Source organism: Solwaraspora sp. WMMA2056 (assembly GCF_030345095.1).
Taxonomy (GTDB): Bacteria; Actinomycetota; Actinomycetes; order Mycobacteriales; family Micromonosporaceae; genus Micromonospora_E.
In genome coordinates, this window is sequence record NZ_CP128360.1 from 2,997,684 (window position 1) to 3,020,237 (window position 22,554).

Below are 22,554 nucleotides of genomic sequence, written 5' to 3' on the forward strand. Positions count from 1 at the left end.
CGGCCGAGACGTGCCGACGAACCGTCCGACGGACAGGCAGCGGGCCTGTCGGCGGCACCCGAACCGGATCTTCCGGTACGGTCGCCGCCGACAGGCCCGCTTCGTTCGGTCTGACCAGCGCCCCGGGTCGTCCGGTGTGATCAGCGGTGCCGGTCAGCTGTCAGCGGTGCCGGTCAGCGCAGCCAGGGGATGCTGCGGTCGAGCAGGCCGCGCTCCTTGAGCTCCTTGCGCAGCGGGATCTCGTCGTCGATGTAGCCGTTCCAGTTGATGCCCCAGTAGTTGGCGGTGTGCGTGCCCTCGCCGAGCAGCTGGCGCTGCACCGGGGTGCGGTTGGCCCACCAGGGTCCGTCCTTGTCCAGCGGCATGTCGTCCAGCGGCCGGATCCAGCGGTACGTGTACCCGATAAAGAGCATCTTGCGGGTGACCGTCGACAGGTTCGTCGACCGGGAGTGCCACTGGCGGCGGTCGAAGATGAACGCGTCACCCGGGTTCGCGGTGATCTCCACGGTCCCTTCCGGGTCCGGGTTCTGCACCGTCAGGTCGTCCGGCCGGGGCAGCGAGTTCCACAGGTGGCTGCCGGGGATGACCTTGGTCGCGCCCCGGCCGTTCTCCGACAGGTCGGACAGGACGTAGGCCACCTTCAGCGAGAACATCGGCCGGGGCAGGTTCGGGTCCATCGTCTCGGGGTCCGAGTTCTGCCGGTAGCCGTCCTGGTGCCACCCCCAGTAGGGCTTCTCCGGCTCCAGCGCCGGCGGCGTGACGTCCAGGTGGTTGTGATGGGTGTAGATGTTCCAGCCGGCCAGCCCCCACATGTAGGGGAAGGCGATCGGGTGGGTGAGCAGGTCGCCGAAGAGCTCGTCACGCTCCAGGAAGCCGAGCAGGTGCAGGGTGCCGTCGGCGGTGGTGTTGCCGGCCGCCTTCTCCTCGGCGTACACCCGGTCCACCGCCGCCTCGAGCGCCGCCCGGTGGTCCTCGGTGAGCACGTTGCGCAGCAGCAGGAAACCTTGCTCGCGGAATTCTTTCCGGTCGATGTCACTGATTGCTTCGTAACCGGTTCGCCCACCGTAATCGAACACAGCTGTCCCGTCCCGTCGAGTTGATTCAGCCCGTAATGGGCCCGGCGAACGGTGATCGTAGCCCGCAGACCTCCGCGCTGTGCGCGTCGCTTGCTGGCAAATCTCCGAGGCGCCCCATCATCGGGCGGGACATCCACCAATTGTGATTCGGCGATTACTTAACGCCATCTTGATGCTGAAGATTGTTGCTTTACAAGCTTTATGCCGGATTTTGCGCTAACCGTCTGTTAAGGAATGCAACCTGTTCGGGGGTCGGCCCGTCAGGCGAAGACCTCCGCTACGACCTGTCCCGTCTGCCCGTCACCGTCGGAAATCGACGACCAACCACCCTCTTCGGCAGTCCATTCCTGATCAGCGAAGGTGACCCTTTTGACGCCGTGATCTGTGGCGTGCGAAACGAGCCAATGGGCGTACCGCCAACCGGCCTGCTGGTCGTCCGCCGCGACACTCAGCCCGGGGGCCTCCAGCGCGGACAGGACGGTCTCCAGATCACCCCAGTCCAGCCGCAGGCCGTCGGTGAGCGCCGCCGTGGCCGCGACGCCGCGCAACACCGGATCCCGGTCGACCGAGCAGGACACCGCCCCTGTCGCCTCACCCAGCAGCGCGGCGGTCAGCACCTGCGACTCGTCGGCCCACTTCTCGTACGCCTCGGGAAACGCCGACCGCTGGACCGCCTGCGCCGCATCGGTCACCCGCATGTCCTGCCAGCCACGGACCCGTTCCAGGCCCGTGTAGAAGGCGTTCGTGGCGTACCGGGTGTCCATGATCTGCTCCACGGTGCCCCAGCCCTGGCTGGGGCGCTGCTGGAACAGCCCCACCGAATCCCGGTCGCCGCCGGTCAGGTTGCGCAGCTTCGACTCCTGGAACCCGGTCGCCAGTGCGACGACCACCGCCCGTGGCGGCAACCCCCGCTGTACGCCGATCGCCGCGATCGTCGCCGCGTGCGCCATCTGCTCCGGGTCCAGCGTCACCCGGCGCAACTGCTCCGCGCCGGCCCCGGGCATGGAGTCGGGCAGTTCGACGACGCAACCCCGCGCCGCCCCGGGAAGCGACAGGTCACCGATCCACCGGCCCAGACCCACGCCACCGAGCAGAACGACCACCGCCAGCACCGCGACCACGACCAGCAACGTCCGAGCCCGCACCGTCACCCCCAGTTGAAACTGCTGGGACCTTTGGTACACCAGTGAGCAATGTGCCGTCCAGCCACGGCGGAGCCGGTGCCGGCGGCGGCACTACGCGGTTACCACGTCGCGCCGCCCGGTACCCACCACGGGGCACGCTTTTCCCGGAAGGCCCGGACGCCCTCGCGGCCCTCGTCGGACAGGAAGTAGTCGGTGGAGATCTCCCGCAACGCGGCCACGTCGTCGCGGAAGTCGTCCGGTGCCGTACGGCGTAGCAGCTGTTTGGTTCCGGCGAGCGCCGTCGGCGCGCCCCGCACCAGGTCGGCGCAGACGGCGGCCACCGTGGCGTCCAGCGCCTCGGCGGGGACCGCTGCGCTGACCAGGCCGACCTGCTGCGCCCGTCGCCCGTCGAAGACCTCCCCGGTCAGGTACAGCTGCGCCGCCGCCCGGCGGTCCAGCCTGCGCAGCACGCTCGCGGAGATCACCGCAGGCACCACCCCGAGGCGTACCTCGGTGAATGCGAAGGTCGCGGCGGCGTCGCAGACGGCGATGTCGGCGGCGGCCAGCAGGCCCAGCCCACCGGCCCGGGCCGGGCCGCCGACCCGGGCGACCACCGGCTTCGGGCACTCCCAGACGGCGGCCAGCACGTCGCCGAGCATCGCCACCGGGACCTGGCGGGACTCGTACGCCCGTTGGGTCTCGGCCAGGTCGGCCCCGGAGCAGAAGACCGGGCCCTCGTGGCTGAGCACCACGACCCGGACCTGTGGATCGTCGACGGCCGCCGCCAGCGCGGCGAGGAGCTGGGTCATCAACGGGGTGGACAACGCGTTGCGGTTGGCCGGGCTGTCCAGGGTGATGGTGGCGATCCCGGCGGCGGTGGCCGTCCGGATCATCGGCTGCGCGGACCTGGTGGGTCGGGGCTCGTCCATGCCGGGCAGACTAGCCGTATGCCTGGAGCCCTCCCCGCCGGCGAGCCGGTGCCCGCCGACGGCGTGCTGCCGGCGTCCGCCCTCGCCACCACCGGCGACCACGGGTTCGGGGTGTACGTGCACGTCCCGTTCTGCGCTGTCCGGTGCGGCTACTGCGACTTCAACACCTACACCCCGACGGAGCTCGGTGGCGGCGTACCGGCCGACAGCTACCTCGACGCCGTACTGGCCGAACTCGACCTGGCCGGCCGGGTCCTGGCCGACCGACCGCCCCGGCAGGTCGACACGGTCTTCGTCGGCGGCGGTACGCCCAGCCTGCTGCCCGCCGACGACCTGGCCCGGCTGCTCGACGCGATCGACACCACCTGGGGGCTGGCGGCCGACGCCGAGGTCACCACCGAGGCCAACCCCGAGTCGGTCACCCCGGCGTCGCTGCGGGCGCTGCGCCGGGCCGGCTACACCCGGATCTCCCTCGGGATGCAGTCGACGGCACCGGCCGTCCTCGCCGTCCTGGACCGCACGCACGCGCCGGGGCGGGCGGTGGCCGCCGCCCAGGAGGCCCGCGCGGCCGGGTTCGACCGGGTCAATCTGGATCTGATCTACGGTACGCCGGGGGAGCGCCCCGAGGACTTCGCCGACTCGCTGGCCGCCGTGCTGGCCGCCGGTGCCGACCACGTCAGCGCGTACGCGCTGATCGTGGAGGACGGCACCCGGCTCGCCGCCCGGATGCGTCGCGGCGAGCTGCCCTACCCCGACGACGACGTGGCCGCCGACCGCTACCTCGCCGCCGACGAGACCCTCGACGCGGCCGGGTTCGCCTGGTACGAGGTCTCCAACTGGGCGAACTCGGCCGACGCCCGGTGCCGGCACAATCTGCTCTACTGGACCGGCGGCGACTGGTGGGGGCTCGGCCCGGGGGCGCACAGCCACGTGGGCGGGGTCCGCTGGTGGAACGTCAAGCATCCGACGGCGTACGCGCGGCGGCTCGCCGACGGTCAGTCGCCGGGGCAGGGTCGGGAGCTGCTCACCGACGCCGAGCGGCACATGGAAGAGGTGATGCTGCGGCTGCGGCTGGCCGACGGGCTGCCGCTGGCCCGGCTGTCGGCGGCCGGTCGTGTCGCGGCCGGGCGGGCCGCCGCCGCCGGGCTGGTCGACCCCGTCGTCTTCGCTGCCGGGCAGGCGGTGCTCACCCTGCGTGGACGGCTGCTGGCTGACGGGGTCGTGCGGGACCTGCTCGGCTGACCGGCGGTTCAGCTCCGGTGCCCCGACCCGGTCGCCTCCACCGCGTCCCCGGCCCGCACCGGATCCCGACCGGAAATGGCCGCGCCCGGATCCTGTCGGGAAGAGGCCGCCCCCGGATTCCGTCGGAACCCGGGGGCGCCGGTGTCACTTGATGAAGTTCGCCGACATCGGGTACTTGTACAGCGCACCTTCGTTGGCCTTCACCCCGGCGATGACGCCGAAGATGATCTGGATCGCGAAGGCCACGATGCTCGGGATGAACAGCAGGCACCAGCTGATGAACAACAGCACGAAGGCGATGCCCGACCAGAGGATCTGGAAGTTCAGCGCGGCGAGCGCGTGCGCCCGCACGGCCGGGGACTGCTGACCCTTGGCCAGGTAGGCGATCAGCGGGCCGACGAAGCCGAGCGGACCGAAGCTGATGAACGCGCCGAGCGCGCCACCGAAGTGGGCGATCAGCGCCCAGGTCTTCTCGTCGTTGTTGGCGTAGCCAGCCGGGGGTGGACCTCCATACGCCGGACCGCCGGGCGGGTAGCCGCCCGGAGGTGGGTAGCCGCCCGGCGGGTTCTCGCCGCCGGGCGGCGGGACGTATCCGGGAGAGGAGGCCTCGCCCGGCATCGAGTAGGACGCGGGGGGTGGTGGCGGAGAGGTCGGGTCCGGCGGCGTGCCGCCGAAGCCGCTCTCTCCTGGTGGGCGAGGTGGTTCAGTCATGCCCGTCACGGTAGGGGGGCGGATCAAGTCATGCCAGCTAGCCCTGCCGACGAATTTGTCCACCGGACAGCTCGACTTGACTGCCCGCCCGGGGCAGTGGGACCGCCCACAACGATGAAATGTCGGGTATCGGAAACACTGTCCCCGTTCGCTATGGCCCGGCGAACTGATCGTCGCCACCCCGGCCGCGGGGACGTATGCTGGCACTCACAATCGGCGAGTGCCAGCACCACAGGTGATTCGGTCCGCCCCGTGCGGTACCCGGTCGGGACCACACCCGGTCGGCGTACCGCCGACGTGTCGCCAGGAGGTGGGGAATGGGTCTGGACGATCGCAAACTCGACGTGCTCCGGGCGATCGTGGAGGACTACGTCGCCACCCAGGAGCCGGTCGGCAGCAAGGCCCTCGTCGAGCGACACCAGCTGGGTGTGTCGCCGGCCACCGTCCGCAACGACATGGCCGTGCTGGAGGAGGAGGGCTACATCCGCCAGCCGCACACCAGCGCGGGCCGGGTGCCGACCGATCGCGGTTACCGCCTGTTCGTTGACCGGTTGTCCCGGGTGAAGCCGCTGAGCCCCGCCGAGCGGCGGGCGATCGAGCGGTTCCTGGTCGGCGCGGTCGACCTCGACGACGTCGTGCACCGGACCGTACGGTTGCTGGCCCAGTTGACCCGGCAGGTGGCGGTGGTGCAGTACCCGAGCCTGTCCCGCTCCGCCGTGCGGCACCTGGAGCTGGTGCCGATCTCGACGACCCGGCTGATGCTCGTCCTGATCGTCGACACCGGCCGGGTCGAGCAACGCCTCGTCGAGCTGCCGGCGCCGATCAGCGCCGACGACGTGACCGACCTGCGTCGGCTGGTCAACGAGAAACTCGGTGGGTGTCGGCTGTCCGACACCCCGCCGTTGGTCCAGGCGCTCGTCGACGAGGCGTCCCCGACGCTGCGACCGGCGATGACGACGCTGTCGACCGTGCTGCTGGAGACGCTGGTCGAACGGCACGAGGAGCGGCTGGCGCTCGCCGGGACGGCTAACCTGACCAGAGGGGGACTGCTCGACTTCCAGGGCTCCCTGCGCCCGATACTAGAGGCACTGGAGGAGGAGGTCGTGCTGCTCAAGCTGATCGGCGAGGTCGAGCCGAGCACGCTTCGGGTACGCATCGGTGACGAGAACGAGATCGACAACCTGCGGGCCGCGTCAGTGGTCAGCACCGGCTACGGCCCGGGTGCCACCATCGTCGGTGGCCTCGGCGTACTCGGCCCGACCCGGATGGACTACCCCGGCACGATCGCCACGGTCCGCGCCGTGGCACGCTACGTCGGCGATCTGCTGGCGCAGAACTGACCGGCGAGCAGGATCACAACTGACCCGGCGAACTGGACACGCGAGACTGACACATGAGGACACCGAACGCAGTGGCCAAGGACTATTACGGGATTCTCGGCGTGAGCCGGGACGCCTCCGCTGACGACATCAAACGGGCCTACCGCAAGCTGGCCCGGCAGTACCACCCGGACGTCAATCCGGACCCGGCGGCGGCTGACAAGTTCAAGGACATCAACGCCGCGTACGAGGTGCTCTCCGACGACCAGAAACGGCAGATCGTCGACCTCGGCGGTGACCCGCTCGCGCCCGGCGGCGGCCCTGGTGGCGGCCCGGGCGGTGCCGGACCGTTCGTCGGCTTCCAGGACATCATGGACGCCTTCTTCGGGGCCGCCGCCGGCTCCCGGGGGCCGCGTTCGCGGACCCGGCCCGGTGCCGACGCGATCCTGCGTCTGGAGCTGGACCTGACCGAGACCGCCTTCGGGGTGGAGGCACCGATCACCGTCGACACGGCGGTGATCTGCACCACCTGCACCGGGGCCGGTACGGCGGCCGGCACCCACCTGGCGACCTGCGAGGCCTGCGGTGGGCGCGGCGAGGTCCAGTCCGTCCAGCGCACCTTCCTCGGCCAGGTGGTCTCCTCCAAGCCCTGCGTGGCCTGCCAGGGCTACGGCACGGTGATCCCGCACCCCTGCCCGACCTGCGCCGGCGACGGCCGGGTCCGGACCCGGCGGTCGCTCACCGTCAAGATCCCGGCCGGGGTGGAGGACGGCATGCGGATCCGCCTCGCTCAGCAGGGCGAGGTCGGTCCGGGCGGCGGCACCGCCGGCGACCTCTACGTCGAGATCCACGAGCGGCCGCACGACGTCTACTCGCGCAAGGGCGACGACCTGCACTGCCGGGTCACCGTACCGATGACCGCCGCCGCGCTGGGCACCCGGCTGACCATCCGGACCCTGGACAGCGACGAACCGGTGGACGTCAAGCCCGGCACCCAGCCCGGCGCGACCCTGCGGTTGCGCGGTCGGGGGGTGCCCCACCTGCGCGGCACCGGGCGCGGTGACCTGTACGTCCACCTCGACGTGCGGACCCCGACCAAGCTCGACGCCGAGCAGGAGCGGACGCTGCGCGAGTTCGCCAAGGCGCGGGGCGAGGAGGTCGCCGAGCTGACCAAGCAGGGCGGCTTCTTCTCCCGGATGCGCGACGCGTTCAACGGCCACGGCTGACGGCTGGCCGGGGCCGGGCGCGAGGTGAGCGCACCACTGTTCCTCGTCGACCGGCTGCCGGACGGCCCGACGTACACCCTCGACGGGGCCGAGGGCCGGCACGCCGCGACCGTCACCCGGCTGCAGGTCGGGCAGCGGCTGCTGCTCACCGACGGGCGCGGCGGCACCGCGTCCGCCGAGGTGACGGCGGTCGGCCGGCACAGCCTGGACCTGCGGGTGACCGACACCGACCTGACGCCCCCCGCCGATCCCCGGCTGGTGGTCGTGCAGGGCATCGCCAAGGGTGACCGTGGCGAGTTGGCGGTGCAGGCGATGACCGAGGTCGGGGTGGACGAGGTCGTCCCGTGGGCGGCGGCCCGTTCGGTGACCCGTTGGCGCGACGAGCGGGGGGCGCGGTCCCGGCAGCGGTGGGTGAGTACCGCCCGGGAAGCGGCGAAACAGGCCCGTCGGCCCTGGCTGCCCGACATCGGCGGTACGGACGACCGGCCGGCGGAGTCCACCGGCGCGGTCGTCGACCGGCTGGCGGGGGCCGACGCCGCGTTCGTGCTGCACGAGTCGGCGCGACGCCCGTTGACCGGGGTCGACCTGCCGGCCACCGGCACCGTCGTGCTCGTGGTGGGTCCCGAGGGCGGGGTGGACGACGCCGAGTTGGCCGCTTTCGCCGCGTGCGGTGCCGAGGCGGTGCGGTTGGGCCCGCAGGTGCTGCGGACCTCCACGGCGGGCGTCGCGGCGTTGGCCGTCCTGTCCGCGCGGCTCGGCCGCTGGTAGAGCCGCTACCATCCGTGACGTGAGTGACAACTGTGTCTTCTGTCGGATCGCCGCCGGTGAACTGCCGACGCCGCTGGTGTACGCCGGCCGTAACACCGTCGCGTTCCGCGACCTGCACCCGCAGGCACCCAGCCACCTGCTGGTCATCCCGAAGCAGCACCACCCGGATGTCGCCGCGTTGGCGGCCGCCGACCCGGCGGTGGCGGGCGAGGTGCTGGCCACCGCCGCCGCCGTGGCCGAGGCCGAAGGGCTGCTCGCGGACGGCTTCCGGCTGATCTTCAACACCGGGCGGTACGCCGGCCAGGAGGTCTTCCACGTGCACGCCCACGTGCTCGGCGGTGCCCCGCTGGGCCCGATGGTGTCGCGGTGACCGACCCGGCGACGACGGCGTGGAACCCGGCGACGACAGCGTGGAGGACGACGGCGTGGAAATGGACACGGTGCGTCCGACGTTGAGCGGATACGATAGGGAACAATCCGCTCGCCACGGCCGCTCAGGGCCGGGGCGCTGAGATGGAAGCAGGTGCGAAAGGCCCTCAGGCCGACCCATGACCGGCACTCCACCTCCCGGGCAGGCCCGGGTGCAGACCAGGATCACCGTCCCGGATCCGCAGATCATGGTCAACCTGCTCGGTGCAGGCGACGAGATCCTGCGGTTGGTCGAGCAGTCCGTCGCCAGCGACGTGCACGTGCGCGGCAACGAGATCACCATCACGGGCGTACCGGCGGACAACGCCGTGGCCGAGCGGCTCTTCAGCGAACTGCTCGAGCTCATCGCCAAGGGCGAGACGTTGAGCACCGACGCGGTCCGCCGTACCGTCGGCATGCTCGCCCAGGGCGGCACCGAGCGCCCGGCGGACGTCCTCACCCTCAACATCCTGTCCCGTCGCGGCCGGACCATCCGGCCGAAGACGCTCGGCCAGAAACGGTACGTCGACGCGATCGACGCGCACACCATCGTCTTCGGCATCGGCCCCGCCGGCACCGGCAAGACCTACCTGGCGATGGCCAAGGCGGTGCAGGCACTGCAGGCCAAGCAGGTCAACCGGATCATCCTGACCCGGCCGGCGGTCGAAGCGGGGGAGCGGCTCGGGTTCCTGCCGGGCACGCTGTTCGAGAAAATCGACCCGTACCTGCGTCCGCTCTACGACGCGCTGCACGACATGCTCGACCCCGACTCCATCCCGAAGCTGATGGCGGCCGGCACCATCGAGGTCGCGCCGCTGGCGTACATGCGGGGGCGCACGCTCAACGACGCCTTCATCATTCTCGACGAGGCGCAGAACACCACCGCCGAGCAGATGAAGATGTTCCTGACCCGGCTCGGCTTCGGCTCCCGGATCGTGGTCACCGGTGACATCACCCAGGTCGACCTGCCCGGCGGCACGACCAGCGGGCTGCGGACGGTACGGGAGATCCTCACCGGCCTCGACGACGTGCACTTCGCCCAGCTGTCCAGCACCGACGTGGTACGCCACCGCCTGGTCAGCGACATCGTGGACGCCTACGCCCGCTGGGACGCCGACCGCGAGGCACAGCAGAATCAGGGCGTCCACGCGGTCCAGGGCCGGACCGCCCACGGCGGCCGGGCGAACCGGCGCCGATAGAGCTTCGGGAGAGACATGTCCATCGAGATCGCCAACGAGTCCGGGGTCGAGGTCGACACCGACGCGGTGCTCGCCGTGGCCCGCCACGCGCTGGACGAAATGGGCGTCAACCCGCTCGCGGAGCTGTCGTTGCTGCTCGTCGACCACGACTACATGGCCGAGCTCAACCACCGCTGGATGGGTGGCGACGGGCCGACCGACGTGTTGGCGTTCCCGATGGACGAGGGCAGCGTCGACCATGGGCCGGGCGAGTCCAGCCCGGGTGAGCCCGGCCTGCTCGGCGACATCGTGCTCTGCCCCGAGGTGGCCGCCAAGCAGGCTGCCGCCGCCGGCCACGCCGCCGCCGCCGAGCTGCACCTGCTCACCGTGCACGGCGTACTGCACCTGCTCGGCTACGACCATGCCGAGCCGGACGAGGAACGCGAGATGTTCGACCTGCAGGCCCGCCTGCTCTACAGCTGGAAGGAAGCCCGGGCCAAGTGAACCCAGGCCATCTGTCCGGCACCCCGCTGGCCGCCACGGCCGGCGCCGCGGGGCTGCCGGACCTGCAACTGCTGATCTTCGCTGCCGGCCTGGTGGTACTGGCCGGGATCATCGCGATGACCGAGGCGGCGCTGGTCGTCGTCTCGCCGGCCCGGGCGGCCGAGATGGCCCGGGACGGCAGCCGCAGCGCCCGCGCCCTGCAACTGGTCGCGGCCGACGCCGTCCGTCACGTCAACCTGCTGTTGCTGCTGCGGCTGCTCTGTGAGCTGACCGCCACCACCCTGGTCGCCCTCGTCGCCGTCGACACCTTCGGCGCCGGCTGGACGGCCGCACTGGTGACCGCGGGCGCGATGACCGTGGTCAGTTTCGTCGTCGTCGGGGTCGGCCCGCGTACGATCGGCCGCCAGCACGCGTTCGCGGTGGCCCGGGCCACCGCCCCGCTGGTGCGCGGGCTGGGGCGGGCGTTGAACCCGCTGGCGTCGCTGCTGATCCTGATCGGCAACGCGGTGACCCCGGGCAAGGGCTTCCGGGAGGGACCGTTCGCCACCCAGATCGAGCTGCGGGAGCTGGTCGACCTGGCCGAGCAGCGCGGCGTCGTCGAGCACGGCGAGCGGCAGATGATCCACTCCGTCTTCGCGCTCGGCGACACCATCGCCCGCGAGGTGATGGTGCCGCGGACCGAGATGGTGTGGATCGAGCGGCACAAGACGCTGCGGCAGGCGCTGGCGCTGTTCCTTCGCTCCGGCTTCTCCCGGATCCCGGTCATCGGTGACAACGTCGACGACGTACTCGGCATCATCTATCTCAAGGACGTCGTGCGTCGGGCCCAGTCCGGCGGCCCCGACGGCGACGAACTGCCGGTGGTCGAGCTGATGCGACCGGCGACCTTCGTCCCCGAGTCGAAACCCGTCGACGACCTGCTCTCCGAGATGCAGGCCGCGCGGACCCACATGGTCGTGGTGGTCGACGAGTACGGCGGCACCGGCGGGCTGGTGACCATCGAGGACATCCTGGAGGAGATCGTCGGTGAGATCACCGACGAGTACGACGACGAGCGGCCGCCGGTCGAGCGGCTCGACGACGGCCGGGTCCGGGTGACCGCCCGGCTGCCGGTCGAGGATCTCGGTGAGCTGTTCGACGCCGACGTCACCGACGACGAGGTGGAGACGGTCGGCGGGTTGATGGCCCACGTGCTCGGCCGGGTGCCGATCCCCGGTGCGCAGATCACCGTCGCCGGACTGCAGCTGATCGCCGAGGGCACCACCGGCCGCCGCAACCGGGTCGACACGGTCCTGGTGACCCGGGTCGCCAGCGCCGACGACGATCCGCCGGCCGGCCGGCGGGCCGGCGGCGAGCCGGCGGCCGGGCGCGACGACCACCGTACCGACGAATCGATCCGTACCGAGGAGAGGCAGCATGCCGATGCCTGAGTCGCCGAGCGCCCCGAACGGGTCGCAGGCCGCGCCGCCGATCAGCGACGAGGACGCCAAGCTCGTCGTCCTGGCCCGCAGTGCGCGGGCCCGGATCGGCGCCGCCGAAGGCGCGGCGGTACGCGACCAGGACGGTCGGACGTACGCCGGGGCGAACGTCGCGCTGCCGTCGTTGACCCTCACCGCGTTGCAGCTGGCGGTCGCCTCGGCGGTGGCGTCCGGCGCGACCCGGTTGGAGGCCGCCGCCGTGGTCACCGAGGCGTCGACGTTGGACGGTGCCGGGCACGCGGTCGTGCGTGACCTGGCCACCGACGCCCCTGTGCATGTCGCCGCACCGGACGGGTCGCTGCTCGGTACGGTGCTGCAGTGACCTCCCGTCGGTCGGCGTCCGCTGATCCGGCAGCGGCGTTCCGGGCCGGCTTCGCCTGTTTCGTCGGCCGGCCCAACGCCGGCAAATCGACACTGACCAACGCGATCGTCGGCCAGAAGATCGCGATCACGTCCAACAAGCCGCAGACCACCCGGCACGTGATCCGGGGTGTGCTGCACCAGCCGCAGTCCCAACTGGTCCTGGTGGACACGCCCGGCCTGCACCGGCCCCGCACGCTGCTCGGCGAGCGGCTCAACGACCTGGTCCGGCAGACCTGGAGCGAGGTCGACGTGATCGGCCTGTGCATTCCCGCCGACGAGGTGCCCGGTCGGGGCGACCGGTTCATCACCGCCGAGATCGCCGAGCTCAAGGCGACCGTGCTGGCCGTGGTGACCAAGACCGACCTGGTCGACCGGGGCCGGCTCGCCGAGCAACTGCTGGCCGTCAGCGAGCTGGGCGACTTCGCCGAGGTGGTGCCGGTCAGCGCCGCCACCGGCCACCAGGTGCAGACGTTGGTCGACGTGATGACCCGCTACCTGCCGCCGTCGCCCCGGCTCTACCCGGACGACATGCTCACCGACGAGCCCGAGCAGGTGCTGATCGGTGAGCTGATCCGGGAGGCGGCCCTGGAAGGGGTCCGCGACGAGCTGCCGCACTCGATCGCCGTCATCGTCGAGGAGATGATCCCCGAGGAGTCACTGATCCGGATCTTCGCCGACATCTACGTCGAACGACCGAGTCAGAAGGCCATCGTGATCGGTGCCGGAGGTAGCCGGCTACGTGACGTCGGCACCCGGTCACGGCGGGAGATCGAGCAGCTGCTCGACAGCCGGGTCTACCTCGACCTGCACGTACGGGTCGCCAAAGACTGGCAGCGCGACCCCCGGCAGCTGCGCAAGCTGGGATTCTGACCAGGTCACCGTTGGTCGATGGTGATGCTTCCGCTGCCGGTGCGGGCGTCGATCAGATGTTCGCCGTCGGCGGTGTCCGGGATCTCCACGTTGGCGGTGCCGGAGCCGGTCTCGGTGCGCACCCGGTAGCTGCCGGGCGGGACGGTGACGTGCACCGACCCACTGGCGGCCTCGGCCCGGACCGGTCCCGGGTCGGTCAGCGACAGGGTCACACTGCCTGATCCGGCTGTCGCCATCACCCCGCCGCCGCCGAGGTCACGGCCCTCGACGGAGCCGGAACCCGTGGTCACCGTCACCGGACCGGCGGCCCGGCTCACCGTGATGCCACCGGAGCCGCTCTGCGCGGTCACGTCACCGGTGGCTCCGTCGACCGTGACCGCACCGGAGCCCACCGACACCGACACCGACGCCACGTCGAAGAGCATCACCTGGCCGGAGCCGTTCTCGCCGCGCACCGACACGCCGGGTGGGGCGTCGATGTCGTACGAGACCCCGCACCGCCAGCCGCAGCCGGTGTCGAGCTCCAACACGGTGCCGTTGATCCGGTAGGTCGTCTCCGGCTCGGTGCGCTGGTAGCGCACCGTCCGACGAATCTCCACGGTGTCCCCGGGCCGGGTCCGCACGACCACGTCGCCGGCGCCGGCGGAGACGATGGCGATCTCGGCGATCTCGGCGGTTTCCGTGTGGCGGAAGTCCAGCCGCCGCTCGCCGACCGGGGCGCAGCCGGCCACGGCGACGATCAGCGTCGCCGCGAACACGGCGGCGGCGGTACGACTGCGGGCGTTACGAGGGCGAACCATGCGCCAGACGGTACGGCCGCCGTCGCGCCGAACACATCCGGCATGGTCACCGACCGGCCCCGGATCCCGACCCTGAGATCGGGTCAGGGTCGCCGGTCCGGGAGAATCGTCCGGTGCCCGGATACCGCCGCCAGCTCTACCGCGACGACGCGGTGGTGCTGCGAGTGCAGAAACTGGGCGAGTCCGACCGGATCATCACCCTGCTGACCCGCCGGCACGGCCGACTGCGGGCAGTGGCCCGGGGGGTACGCCGGACCACCTCCCGGTTCGGCGCCCGGCTGGAGCCGTTCGGTCACGTCGACCTGCAGATCGCCGGCAACCCGGACGGCGGCGGCAGTTCGCTGCACACGGTCAGCCAGGTCGAGGGACTGCACCTGTACGGCAAGCGGTTCCTCGGCGACTATCCGCGCTACACGGCGGCCAGCGCGATCGCCGAGACCGCCGAGCGGCTCACCCCGGTGGAACGCGAACCGTCCCTGCAACTGTTCCAGCTGACCCTCGGCGCGCTGCGGGCCCTCGCCGACGGCAGCCACGCCGGCACCCTGGTGCTCGACGCGTACCTGCTGCGCGGGATGGCGTTCGCCGGTTGGGCGCCGGCGCTGGTCGAGTGCGCCGTGTGCGGCAACCGGGGGCGGCACCGGGCGTTCTCCGTACCGGCCGGGGGGTGTGTCTGCCCGGACTGCCGACCACCCGGCGCGGCCCATCCGGCGCCGGCCACCATCGACCTGATGGCGGCCCTGGCCACCGGCGACTGGCAGGTGGCCGACGCTTCGGAGCCGGCCGCCCGCCGGGAGTGCAGCGGGCTGGTGGCGGCGCACCTGCAGTGGCATCTGGAGCGCGGGTTACGCTCGCTGCCGCTGGTCGACCGTTCCCCAGGAGACTGATCATGACCAAGGGCAGGGGCCTGCGCCCGCCGGTGGCACCCACTCCGCACCCGTCCGGTGCCCGGCCGCCGACGCTGCCGAAGCAGGCGCTGCCCGACCACGTGGCGATCGTCATGGACGGCAACGGCCGGTGGGCCAAGGACCGGGGTCTGCCCCGGACCAAGGGTCATGAGCAGGGCGAGTTCTCGCTGTTCGACACCGTCGAGGGCGCGATCGAGCTGGGGATCCCGTACCTGTCGGCGTACGCCTTCTCGACGGAGAACTGGCGGCGCTCGCCGGACGAGGTCCGTTTCCTGATGGGCTTCAACCGTGACGTCATCCGCCGTCGCCGCGACCAGCTGGTCGACCTGGGCGTACGGGTGGTGTGGTCGGGCCGGGCCGGCCGGTTGTGGAAGAGCGTGATCTCCGAGCTGCAGACCGCCGAGGAGATGTCCCGCCACAACAGCACGCTCACGCTGCAGTTCTGCGTGAACTACGGCGGGCAGGCCGAGATCGCCGACGCGGCCGCCGCGATCGCCCGGGACGTGGCGGCCGGCAAGGTCGACCCGGACCGGGTCAACGAGAAGATGCTGGCCCGCTACCTCTACCACCCTGAGGTGCCGGAGGTGGATCTGTTCCTGCGGCCGTCGGGGGAGCAGCGGACATCGAACTTCATGCTCTGGCAGTCGGCCTACGCCGAGCTGGTCTTCCTGGACACGCTCTGGCCGGACTTCGACCGCCGGCACCTGTGGTACGCCTGCGAGCTGTACGCACAGCGGGACCGCCGGTTCGGCGGAGCGCTGCCCAACCCGGTCGCGCCCCAGGGCTGAGTGACCCTGCCGTCGGGGAAAACCGGGTGCGCCGGGGGAACACACCGGTTAGCGTGACGGTCATGCGCTTCTGACGCCCATTTTTCGCAGTGCCGCGACCGCTCGGCGGTCGCCGTCGATCCGTGCCGTGCGGGCTCCCGCCGCCGATCGGCACTGCGGGCGTCACGGTGTTCTCCGGCTGTCTGGTCCCGCCGTCGTGGACCTCGTCGGTGGCTGCGGCGCCCGCCCACCGCATCTAACCCGTCACCGCCGCGGGTTCGCGTGGCGGTTCGCAGCCAGGAGGTCTTCTCATATGGCGCAACGACCAGAACGAGACACGACGATGCCCGGGTTCACCGTGCCCGAGGCCTCGGCGGGCGAACTCGCCCTGCCCGAGGTCGCCCTGCCTGAGGTCCCGCTGCCCGAGGTCGAGTTGCCCGTCGACGTTCGACGGCCCGCCGCCCCGGGCTCCGGCCCGCAGGCCAGGGACGCCCGCCCGGCCCGGCTCTCCGGTCGGGGTCAGCGCTCCGGCAAGGGACGCAACTACCAGTTCCGGCGCAGCTGACCAGCTGGATCGGACCCTTCTGCCGACCAGCGGCGGAGGTGCTTCCCCGGCGGGTACGCCGCCCGCCGGGGGAGTCCGCCGGGGAGGAGCCCCGGTGAACGGGTGTCGGCACCGGCCGACGTCGAGGTGAACAGTGACTCACCGCCTTCCGATCGCTTGATCTTGCTGCTAGCTTTTTGCCAGATGTTTGCAACAGCAAGTTTGAGGCGCTTGGGGGTCCGACGGTGGCAGCCACCCTGCTGGCGACCCGGGCGGATCTGCTCGGCGTCGCCGCCCAGCGACGCCGGACCGGGCTCTGGCTGGCCGTCCTGACCGTCGGGCTGGTGGCCACCGCGCTGGTCGCGGTCGGCTCCGGTGCCATCGGGATCGCCCCGACGACCGTCGCCAGGATCATCGGACACCAGCTCGTCGGGCTGCCCGCCGAGGTGACCTGGAGCCTCCCGGAGCAGTCCATCGTCTGGCAGGTACGGCTGCCCCGGGTGCTGCTCGGCATGCTCGTCGGTGCCGGACTGGCGGTGTGCGGCGTGGCGTTGCAGGCGATGGTCCGCAACGTACTGGCCGACCCGTACCTGCTCGGCATCAACTCCGGCGCCTCCAGCGGCGCCGCCGCGGCGATCCTGTTCGGCGTGGGCGCCGGCTTCGGCCAGTACGCCCTCTCCGGCAGCGCTTTCCTGGGCGCGCTCGCCGCGTCGTTGCTGGTGTTCCTGATCGCCCGCAGCGGCGGCCGGGTGACCTCGCTGCGGCTGCTGCTGTCCGGCGTCGCCGTCGGCTACGCGCTCTACGCCACCACCAGCTTCCTGATCTTCGCCTCCGGCTCGGCCGAAGGCGCCCGGTCGGTGATGTTCTGGCTGCTCGGCTCGCTGGGCCTGGCCCGCTGGGACGCCCTGCTGGCGGTGGCCGCGGTGGTGCTGATCGGCACGACCGGCTACCTGACGATCGTCGGGCGGCGGCTCGACGTACTGGCCATCGGCGACGAGACCGCGCAGACCCTCGGGGTATCGCCGGACCGGTTCCGGCTGCGCCTGCTGGTCCTCGTCTCGCTCAGTGTCGGCGTGCTGGTCTCCGCCGCCGGCAGCATCGGCTTCGTCGGGCTCGTCGTACCGCACCTGGCCCGCCGGATCGTCGGCGCACCGCATGTCCGCGTCGTCCCGGTCGCCGCGCTGCTCGGCGCGATCCTGCTGGTCTGGGCCGACGTCCTCGCCCGGGTCCTGCTCGCCCCGCAGGAGATCCCGATCGGGATCATCACCGCCCTGCTCGGTGCGCCGTTCCTGCTCGTACTCATCCGCCGTCTGCACGCCACCGCCGCCTGACCACCTGCACGAACGTTCGAGGAGAAGCCCGTGAAGACGACCCGTACCGCCGCCCTCGCGGTGGTGTCCGCGACAGCGCTGCTCGTCGCCGGCTGCGGCGGTGCTGGCGCAGCCGGCGACAACGCCACCACGGCCGCCGGCGAGGGCTACCCGGTGACCGTCACCAACTGCGGCGTCGACGTCACCTTCGACGCCGCGCCGACCCGGGTCGTGCTGCTCAAGAGCGCGGCCGTGCCGTACCTGCACGCGCTCGGGGTGCTCGACCGGGTGACCGCCCGCGCCGGCCAGTACCCGGCCGAGTACTACGACGCGGCGACCCTGGCCGAGCTCGACGCCATCCCGTTGCTGACCGACAAGACCGACACCAGCGGCCACCTGCAGATCTCCAAGGAGGTGGTGATCAGCCAGCAGCCGGACCTGGTGCTCGGTGAGGTCGACAACCTCTCCCGCGACACCTTGTCGGCGGTGGACATCCCACTGTTGGAGGAGCCGGCGATGTGCCCCGACAGCACGGCGGTGCCGAGCTTCGACGACATCTACGCCCAGATGCGGACGTACGGCGAGGTGTTCGACCGCCAGCCGCAGGCGCAGGAGGCGGTCACCGCGTTGCAGGAGCGGATGGCCCAGGTCCAGCAGCAGGCCGGCGTGGCGTCCGGGCGGACGGCGGCGGTGCTCTATCCGACCGTCGGCGGTGGGGTGACCTACGCCTACGGCACGGCCAGCATGGCGCACCCGCAGCTGGAGGCGGCCGGCTTCCGTAACGTCTTCGACGACGTACCGGAGCGGGTCTTCGAGGTCACCGTGGAGGAACTGCTCGGACGCGACCCCGACGTACTGATCCTGCTCTACTCCGACGGTGACCCGGCGGCGGTGGAGCAGGGCCTGACCGGGCTGCCCGGCGCCGAGAACCTGACGGCGGTCCGCACCGGCGAGGTGATGACCCAGCTGTTCAACTTCACCGAACCGCCGAGCCCGCTGTCGATCGACGGGTTGGAGCGCATCGTGCAGCGCTTCGGGGACGGCACATGATCACCGCGACCGGGGTCTCCTGGCGTTACGGAGCCCATCCGGTCATCGACGGGGTGAGCGTGACCGCCGGGCCGGGCCGGGTGCTGGGCCTGATCGGCCCGAACGGCAGCGGCAAGACCACGCTGCTGCGGCTGCTCTACGGCGCGCTGCGCAGCGGTGGCGGCCTACGTACCGTCGGTGGCGGGCGCGGCGCCAGTGGCGACTCGGGTCAGGTCCTGGTCGACGGCGACGAACTGTCCGCCCTGCCGGCCCGGGAGGTCGCCCGTCGGCTGGCGGTGGTGGTGCAGGAGGCCGGTGGCAGCGAGATCGCCCTGACCGTCGCCGAACTGGTGCTGCTGGGCCGGGGGCCGCACCTGTCGACGTTCCAGCGCACGAGTCGCGCCGACCATGAGATCGCGGCGGCGTGTCTGGCCCGGGTCGGTGCCGCGCACCTGGCGGCCCGCGCCGTCGCCGGCCTGTCCGGCGGTGAACGCCAGCGGGTGCTGATCGCCCGCGCGTTGGCCCAACAGGCCACCCACCTGCTGCTCGACGAGCCGACCAACCATCTGGACATCCGCTACCAGCACGAGATCCTGCAACTGGTCCGCAATCTCGGCACCTGTTCGATCGTCGTGCTGCACGACCTCAACCTGGCCGCCCGCTACTGCGACGACCTGGTGCTGCTCGGCCAGGGCGGGGTGGCGGCCGCCGGCACCACCGACGAGGTGCTCGACCCGGCCGTGCTCGAACCGGTCTACGGCATCGGCATCCAGCGTCTGGACATCGACGGTGCCATCCACCTGCTGTTCCAGCCGTTCGACCAGACCACCGCCACCGAGGAGAGGATCGCGGCATGACGGCCGTACAGGATCGCATCAATGAGTACTGGACCGGCCGGGCACCCGGCTACGACGCGTACGTGCAGCGCCCGGAGCGGTTCGCCGCCGACCAGCAGGCCTGGTCGCAGGTCTGGGCGGCGGCGCTGCCGCCGGCCCCGCTGGACGTGCTCGACGTCGGCACCGGCACCGGGCAGGCGGCCATCGTGCTGGCCGGGCTCGGCCACCGGGTCACCGGCATCGACCTGTCCGAGGGGATGTTGGAGCAGGCCCGCCGGCACGCGGCCGCGATGACCGACGGACCCGTCATCGCGTACGGCGACGCCGTCGCCCCGGACTTCCCGGCCGCCAGCTTCGACGCGGTGACCAGCCGCTACCTGATGTGGACCCTGCGCGAGCCGCAGGTCGCCGTGGCCAACTGGGTGCGCCTGCTGCGCCCCGGCGGCACGGTCGCCGTGGTCGACAGCACCTGGTTCCCCGACGGACTCGACAACGCCTCGGAGAACTTCGCCGACCACTACGACGACGCGGTGCGCGCCGCGCTGCCGCTGGCCACCGCGAAAACCATTGACCAGACCGTGGCGGTGCTGGAACAGGCCGGCCTACGCGATGTCACGGCCGCACCGCTGAACTCGGTCTACGAACTGGACCGACAGTTCGGCGTGGCACCCGACCACGAGCTCAAACTGCAGTACATCGTCACCGGCCGTCGCTGACCGGGAACTGCCCGCCAACGGGTGCCTCCGGTGCCGGCCACTGGATGTGACCAGCACCGGAGGCTGGACAGGCAGGTGCGCGGTCAGTGCTTGTCGGCGCAGCACGGGGTCGGATCGGGCAACTCGAACGGGGCGATCCGACCGGCCCCGACCGGCGCGGCGATCAACGTCAGTACGCCGTTGATCCACACCGGTCGGACGAAGTCCCGGGTCACCAGCCGGGTGTCGCCGTCCGGTTGCGCGCCGCCGAGCAGGGTGACCTGCTCGATCGCGCTGCGCTCCAGCACCTCGGCGACACTCAGCTCGCCGACCAGCGACTCGACGCCGGGGTAGAGGACCGCCCGGCCCGAACGACGCTCCCGGTGCTCGGCCGCCGCCACCTCCGCCGCCGAGTCGAACCCGGCGACGGAAGCGGGCAGACCGTCCGGCAGTCCGTCCGGGGCGGCCAGGCTGACCGCCACGTGCGGGCGCGGCGTACGGACCAGATGGGTGCAGGCGACGAGCCCGGGTACGCCGGCCGGGCCGACCACCTCGTGCAGCCAGTGTTCGGCGGCGCGGTCGTCGGCGTGCCCGAGGCTCACTCCAGTGACGATCATGGCGGTGGCGGTCAGGACGGCAGGACCCAGATCGGGTTGCCGTAGAACCACAGGTCCAGCCACGGGTCGGCGTCTCCCATCACGTCCATCGCCGGGCCGTGCGGGTCGACCGCCGCCCCCATCAGACCGGGCGCGCCGCGGTTGCCGTCGGTACCCCGTACCCGGATGTACATCGGCCGGTCCACCCGTCCCAGCGGGTAGCTGAACGACACCCGCTTACGGCCGGGCTGCACCTCGAACGAGGCGGCCACCCGGGCGGTCGGCGCGGTGAAGGTGTCCGCGTCGGTCACCGGGCCGGTCACGTCGCCGACGATCAGGTCCACCCGGGCCAGTTGCGGCAGGAACTGCGCCCAGTTCGGTGTGGTGGCCAGGTCGATGTCGAGCGTCACCGTGACCGAGGTACCGCTCTTGACCTTCAACGTTCCGCCCAGCGTGGCACCGGCGCCCGGCCGCTGGTCGTTGGTGCGGCGGACCCGCATGTCCAGGCCCCGGATCAGACCACCGTGGTCGACCCAGACCCGGCCGGCCCGGATGGCGTCCATCACCGCCCGGTAGCCGAACGCCTTGGCGCCGACGTGGGTACGGCTGTACTGGCCCGGCCAGAAGTCGCCGGCGGTGGTGATCAGCGGTCCGTACACCGGGTCGTCGTACCTGCCGTTGGCGTTGAAGTCGCTGTTCGGCCCGCGCATCGACGTACCCAGGTAGTTGACGTGCGAGTCGGAGTTGGCGCTGATCCACCACGGCTTGCCCTCGGCGAGCAGGCTGTCCCAGAGCCCGCCCACGGTGGCGGTCATCCAGTCGAACCCGCCCCAGGTGCGGTAGCTCTCCAGCGGGTAACCGGGGAACGACGCCGCCGACGGGCTGCCCTCGTAGTAGCCGCGACCGCGACCCGGTCCGGCGGGCGCGGGCAGGCTGGACGCCTGGTGTCCGGGCGCGCCCTCCATGCCGACGGCCACCGTCGGGTCGGCGTCGCGCCAGGCGCGGATCTCGTGCGGCGAGTCCACGCCGCGCCGCGACGGGTGGTTGGCCAGGAACAGGGCGCCACCGATCCGGCGGTTACGGACCTCGTCGCCGAGGAACTTGATGCCGGCGATGGCGAGCGCCTCGTTGGCCGGGCTCGGGCCGCTGGTGCCGGTCACCGAGCCGTCGTAGTCGGTCTCGAACTGCTTGAGTACGGCGACCTCGTTCGGCCCGGGCTGGACGAACACCGTGCCGTGCTCGGCGGACGGGATGTTCCACTCCAGGCCCTGGTAGACCAGCAGGTCCTTGATCTCCTGCCGGGTGGCGACGATGTCCGGGTTCACCTTCTCCACCCCGATGCGGGCGTGGGTCGCGCCGCCGTGGTCGGTGATGACGATCCAGTCCAGACCGTACGCGCGGGCGTGCTTGGCCTGGTCGACCACCCGGTACATGGCGTCGGAGCTGTACTGGGTGTGGATGTGGTGGTCGCCGGCCAGCCAGACGAACTCGCCGTCGCCGGTCGACGCGCCGCCGGCCGAGGTCTCGTCGTCGGCGGCCGGGGCGGCGTGCGCGGCGTGCCCACCGGCGAGCACCGACGCGGCGGCACCGGCGCCGAGCAGGCCGGCGTTGCGCAGGAAACTGCGCCGGGACGCCTCGGGTCCGGAGAGCTCGGCGTCCGGCACCGACAGGTCGAGAGCGGCCGGTACGTCGGCACCGGTCGCGGCGTGATCGTGGCTGTGATCGTGGTGGTGGTGTCCCATTCCTGCTCCGCCTCGTCGATCAACGTTGTCGCGGTCAATCTCATGCAGGTGGGGAAACAGCAGGCGACACGTTGTCGACCCGGCGGCACACGGGGCGTGAAAGCGTTGCCATGTGTGCATCAGTTCGACCGGTA

General features: G+C 71.6%; 24 protein-coding genes. 17 read left to right on the top strand and 7 right to left on the bottom strand.

Annotated elements, in window-relative coordinates; genetic code table 11:
• Nucleotides 1–173 precede the first annotated feature (173 nt).
• From O7608_RS13720 to O7608_RS13730, 3 genes are all read right to left on the bottom strand, one after another.
• On the bottom strand, nt 174–1,076 hold the full coding sequence (locus O7608_RS13720; protein ID WP_289210335.1) for a phytanoyl-CoA dioxygenase family protein: 903 nt from the start codon (nt 1,074–1,076) through the stop codon (nt 174–176).
• Nucleotides 1,077–1,336: 260 nt separating this feature from the next.
• Nucleotides 1,337–2,227 (bottom strand): hypothetical protein, encoded by an 891-nt coding sequence (locus tag O7608_RS13725; protein WP_421361499.1) that lies wholly within the window; start codon nt 2,225–2,227, stop codon nt 1,337–1,339.
• Between the two features lie 92 nt (nt 2,228–2,319).
• Nucleotides 2,320–3,129 carry an enoyl-CoA hydratase-related protein gene (locus O7608_RS13730; protein ID WP_289210336.1) on the bottom strand — a complete coding sequence of 270 codons (810 nt, stop codon included), beginning with the start codon at nt 3,127–3,129 and terminating at the stop codon, nt 2,320–2,322.
• 18 nt (nt 3,130–3,147) lie between these two features.
• Between O7608_RS13730 and hemW the strand changes: the two genes are divergently transcribed.
• Nucleotides 3,148–4,371: a radical SAM family heme chaperone HemW gene (gene hemW, locus O7608_RS13735; protein ID WP_289210337.1), complete on the top strand. Its 1,224-nt coding sequence runs from the start codon at nt 3,148–3,150 to the stop codon at nt 4,369–4,371.
• A 144-nt stretch (nt 4,372–4,515) separates the two neighbouring features.
• Here the strand turns inward: hemW and O7608_RS13740 are convergent, their stop codons facing one another.
• A complete protein-coding gene (locus tag O7608_RS13740) occupies nt 4,516–5,082 on the bottom strand; it encodes a DUF4870 domain-containing protein (RefSeq protein ID WP_289210338.1) in 567 nt (188 codons plus the stop codon).
• Between the two features lie 317 nt (nt 5,083–5,399).
• On the opposite strand from O7608_RS13740, the gene hrcA reads away from it, so the two are divergent.
• The 9 genes from hrcA to era all read left to right on the top strand — a co-directional run bounded on the left by hrcA (nt 5,400) and on the right by era (nt 13,196).
• Complete coding sequence (gene hrcA / locus O7608_RS13745; protein WP_289210339.1) at nt 5,400–6,422, top strand: heat-inducible transcriptional repressor HrcA; 1,023 nt, start codon at nt 5,400–5,402, stop codon at nt 6,420–6,422.
• Between the two features lie 71 nt (nt 6,423–6,493).
• Nucleotides 6,494–7,627, top strand: coding sequence for a molecular chaperone DnaJ (dnaJ, locus tag O7608_RS13750; protein ID WP_282229387.1), 1,134 nt, complete (start codon nt 6,494–6,496; stop codon nt 7,625–7,627).
• 24 nt (nt 7,628–7,651) lie between these two features.
• Complete coding sequence (locus tag O7608_RS13755) at nt 7,652–8,395, top strand: 16S rRNA (uracil(1498)-N(3))-methyltransferase (protein WP_289210340.1); 744 nt, start codon at nt 7,652–7,654, stop codon at nt 8,393–8,395.
• A 19-nt stretch (nt 8,396–8,414) separates the two neighbouring features.
• Complete coding sequence (locus O7608_RS13760) at nt 8,415–8,765, top strand: HIT domain-containing protein (protein ID WP_289210341.1); 351 nt, start codon at nt 8,415–8,417, stop codon at nt 8,763–8,765.
• A 178-nt stretch (nt 8,766–8,943) separates the two neighbouring features.
• Nucleotides 8,944–10,002 (top strand): PhoH family protein, encoded by a 1,059-nt coding sequence (locus O7608_RS13765; protein ID WP_289210342.1) that lies wholly within the window; start codon nt 8,944–8,946, stop codon nt 10,000–10,002.
• Between the two features lie 15 nt (nt 10,003–10,017).
• Nucleotides 10,018–10,485, top strand: a complete 468-nt coding sequence (ybeY, locus tag O7608_RS13770; RefSeq protein ID WP_289210343.1) for an rRNA maturation RNase YbeY — start codon at nt 10,018–10,020, stop codon at nt 10,483–10,485.
• A complete protein-coding gene (locus tag O7608_RS13775) occupies nt 10,482–11,915 on the top strand; it encodes a hemolysin family protein (protein ID WP_421359992.1) in 1,434 nt (477 codons plus the stop codon). The genes ybeY and O7608_RS13775 overlap by 4 nt, the downstream gene beginning before the upstream one ends.
• Nucleotides 11,908–12,285, top strand: a complete 378-nt coding sequence (locus O7608_RS13780) for a cytidine deaminase-like protein (protein ID WP_289210884.1) — start codon at nt 11,908–11,910, stop codon at nt 12,283–12,285. Before O7608_RS13775 ends, O7608_RS13780 begins: the two co-directional genes overlap by 8 nt.
• Nucleotides 12,282–13,196, top strand: coding sequence for a GTPase Era (gene era / locus O7608_RS13785; protein ID WP_289210344.1), 915 nt, complete (start codon nt 12,282–12,284; stop codon nt 13,194–13,196). The genes O7608_RS13780 and era overlap by 4 nt, the downstream gene beginning before the upstream one ends.
• 5 nt (nt 13,197–13,201) lie before the next feature.
• Here era and O7608_RS13790 read toward each other — a convergent pair whose 3' ends face one another.
• Nucleotides 13,202–13,996 (bottom strand): DUF4097 family beta strand repeat-containing protein, encoded by a 795-nt coding sequence (locus tag O7608_RS13790; RefSeq protein ID WP_289210345.1) that lies wholly within the window; start codon nt 13,994–13,996, stop codon nt 13,202–13,204.
• A gap of 113 nt (nt 13,997–14,109) precedes the next feature.
• Between O7608_RS13790 and recO the strand changes: the two genes are divergently transcribed.
• The 7 genes from recO (at nt 14,110) to O7608_RS13825 (ending at nt 20,103) form a co-directional block, all read left to right on the top strand.
• Nucleotides 14,110–14,880 (top strand): DNA repair protein RecO, encoded by a 771-nt coding sequence (recO, locus tag O7608_RS13795; protein ID WP_289210346.1) that lies wholly within the window; start codon nt 14,110–14,112, stop codon nt 14,878–14,880.
• Between the two features lie 2 nt (nt 14,881–14,882).
• Nucleotides 14,883–15,689: an isoprenyl transferase gene (locus O7608_RS13800; protein ID WP_289210347.1), complete on the top strand. Its 807-nt coding sequence runs from the start codon at nt 14,883–14,885 to the stop codon at nt 15,687–15,689.
• A gap of 322 nt (nt 15,690–16,011) precedes the next feature.
• Nucleotides 16,012–16,233 (top strand): hypothetical protein, encoded by a 222-nt coding sequence (locus O7608_RS13805; protein ID WP_289210348.1) that lies wholly within the window; start codon nt 16,012–16,014, stop codon nt 16,231–16,233.
• Nucleotides 16,234–16,457: 224 nt separating this feature from the next.
• On the top strand, nt 16,458–17,543 hold the full coding sequence (locus tag O7608_RS13810) for a FecCD family ABC transporter permease (protein WP_289210349.1): 1,086 nt from the start codon (nt 16,458–16,460) through the stop codon (nt 17,541–17,543).
• A 30-nt stretch (nt 17,544–17,573) separates the two neighbouring features.
• Nucleotides 17,574–18,572, top strand: a complete 999-nt coding sequence (locus tag O7608_RS13815) for an ABC transporter substrate-binding protein (protein ID WP_289210350.1) — start codon at nt 17,574–17,576, stop codon at nt 18,570–18,572.
• Nucleotides 18,569–19,408, top strand: a complete 840-nt coding sequence (locus tag O7608_RS13820) for an ABC transporter ATP-binding protein (RefSeq protein WP_289210351.1) — start codon at nt 18,569–18,571, stop codon at nt 19,406–19,408. Before O7608_RS13815 ends, O7608_RS13820 begins: the two co-directional genes overlap by 4 nt.
• Nucleotides 19,405–20,103, top strand: coding sequence for a class I SAM-dependent methyltransferase (locus O7608_RS13825; protein WP_289210352.1), 699 nt, complete (start codon nt 19,405–19,407; stop codon nt 20,101–20,103). Before O7608_RS13820 ends, O7608_RS13825 begins: the two co-directional genes overlap by 4 nt.
• 83 nt (nt 20,104–20,186) lie before the next feature.
• On the opposite strand, the gene O7608_RS13830 is transcribed toward O7608_RS13825, so the two are convergent.
• On the bottom strand, nt 20,187–20,699 hold the full coding sequence (locus O7608_RS13830) for a hypothetical protein (protein ID WP_289210353.1): 513 nt from the start codon (nt 20,697–20,699) through the stop codon (nt 20,187–20,189).
• A gap of 11 nt (nt 20,700–20,710) precedes the next feature.
• A complete protein-coding gene (locus O7608_RS13835) occupies nt 20,711–22,420 on the bottom strand; it encodes a PHP domain-containing protein (RefSeq protein WP_289210354.1) in 1,710 nt (569 codons plus the stop codon).
• Nucleotides 22,421–22,554 lie beyond the last annotated feature (134 nt).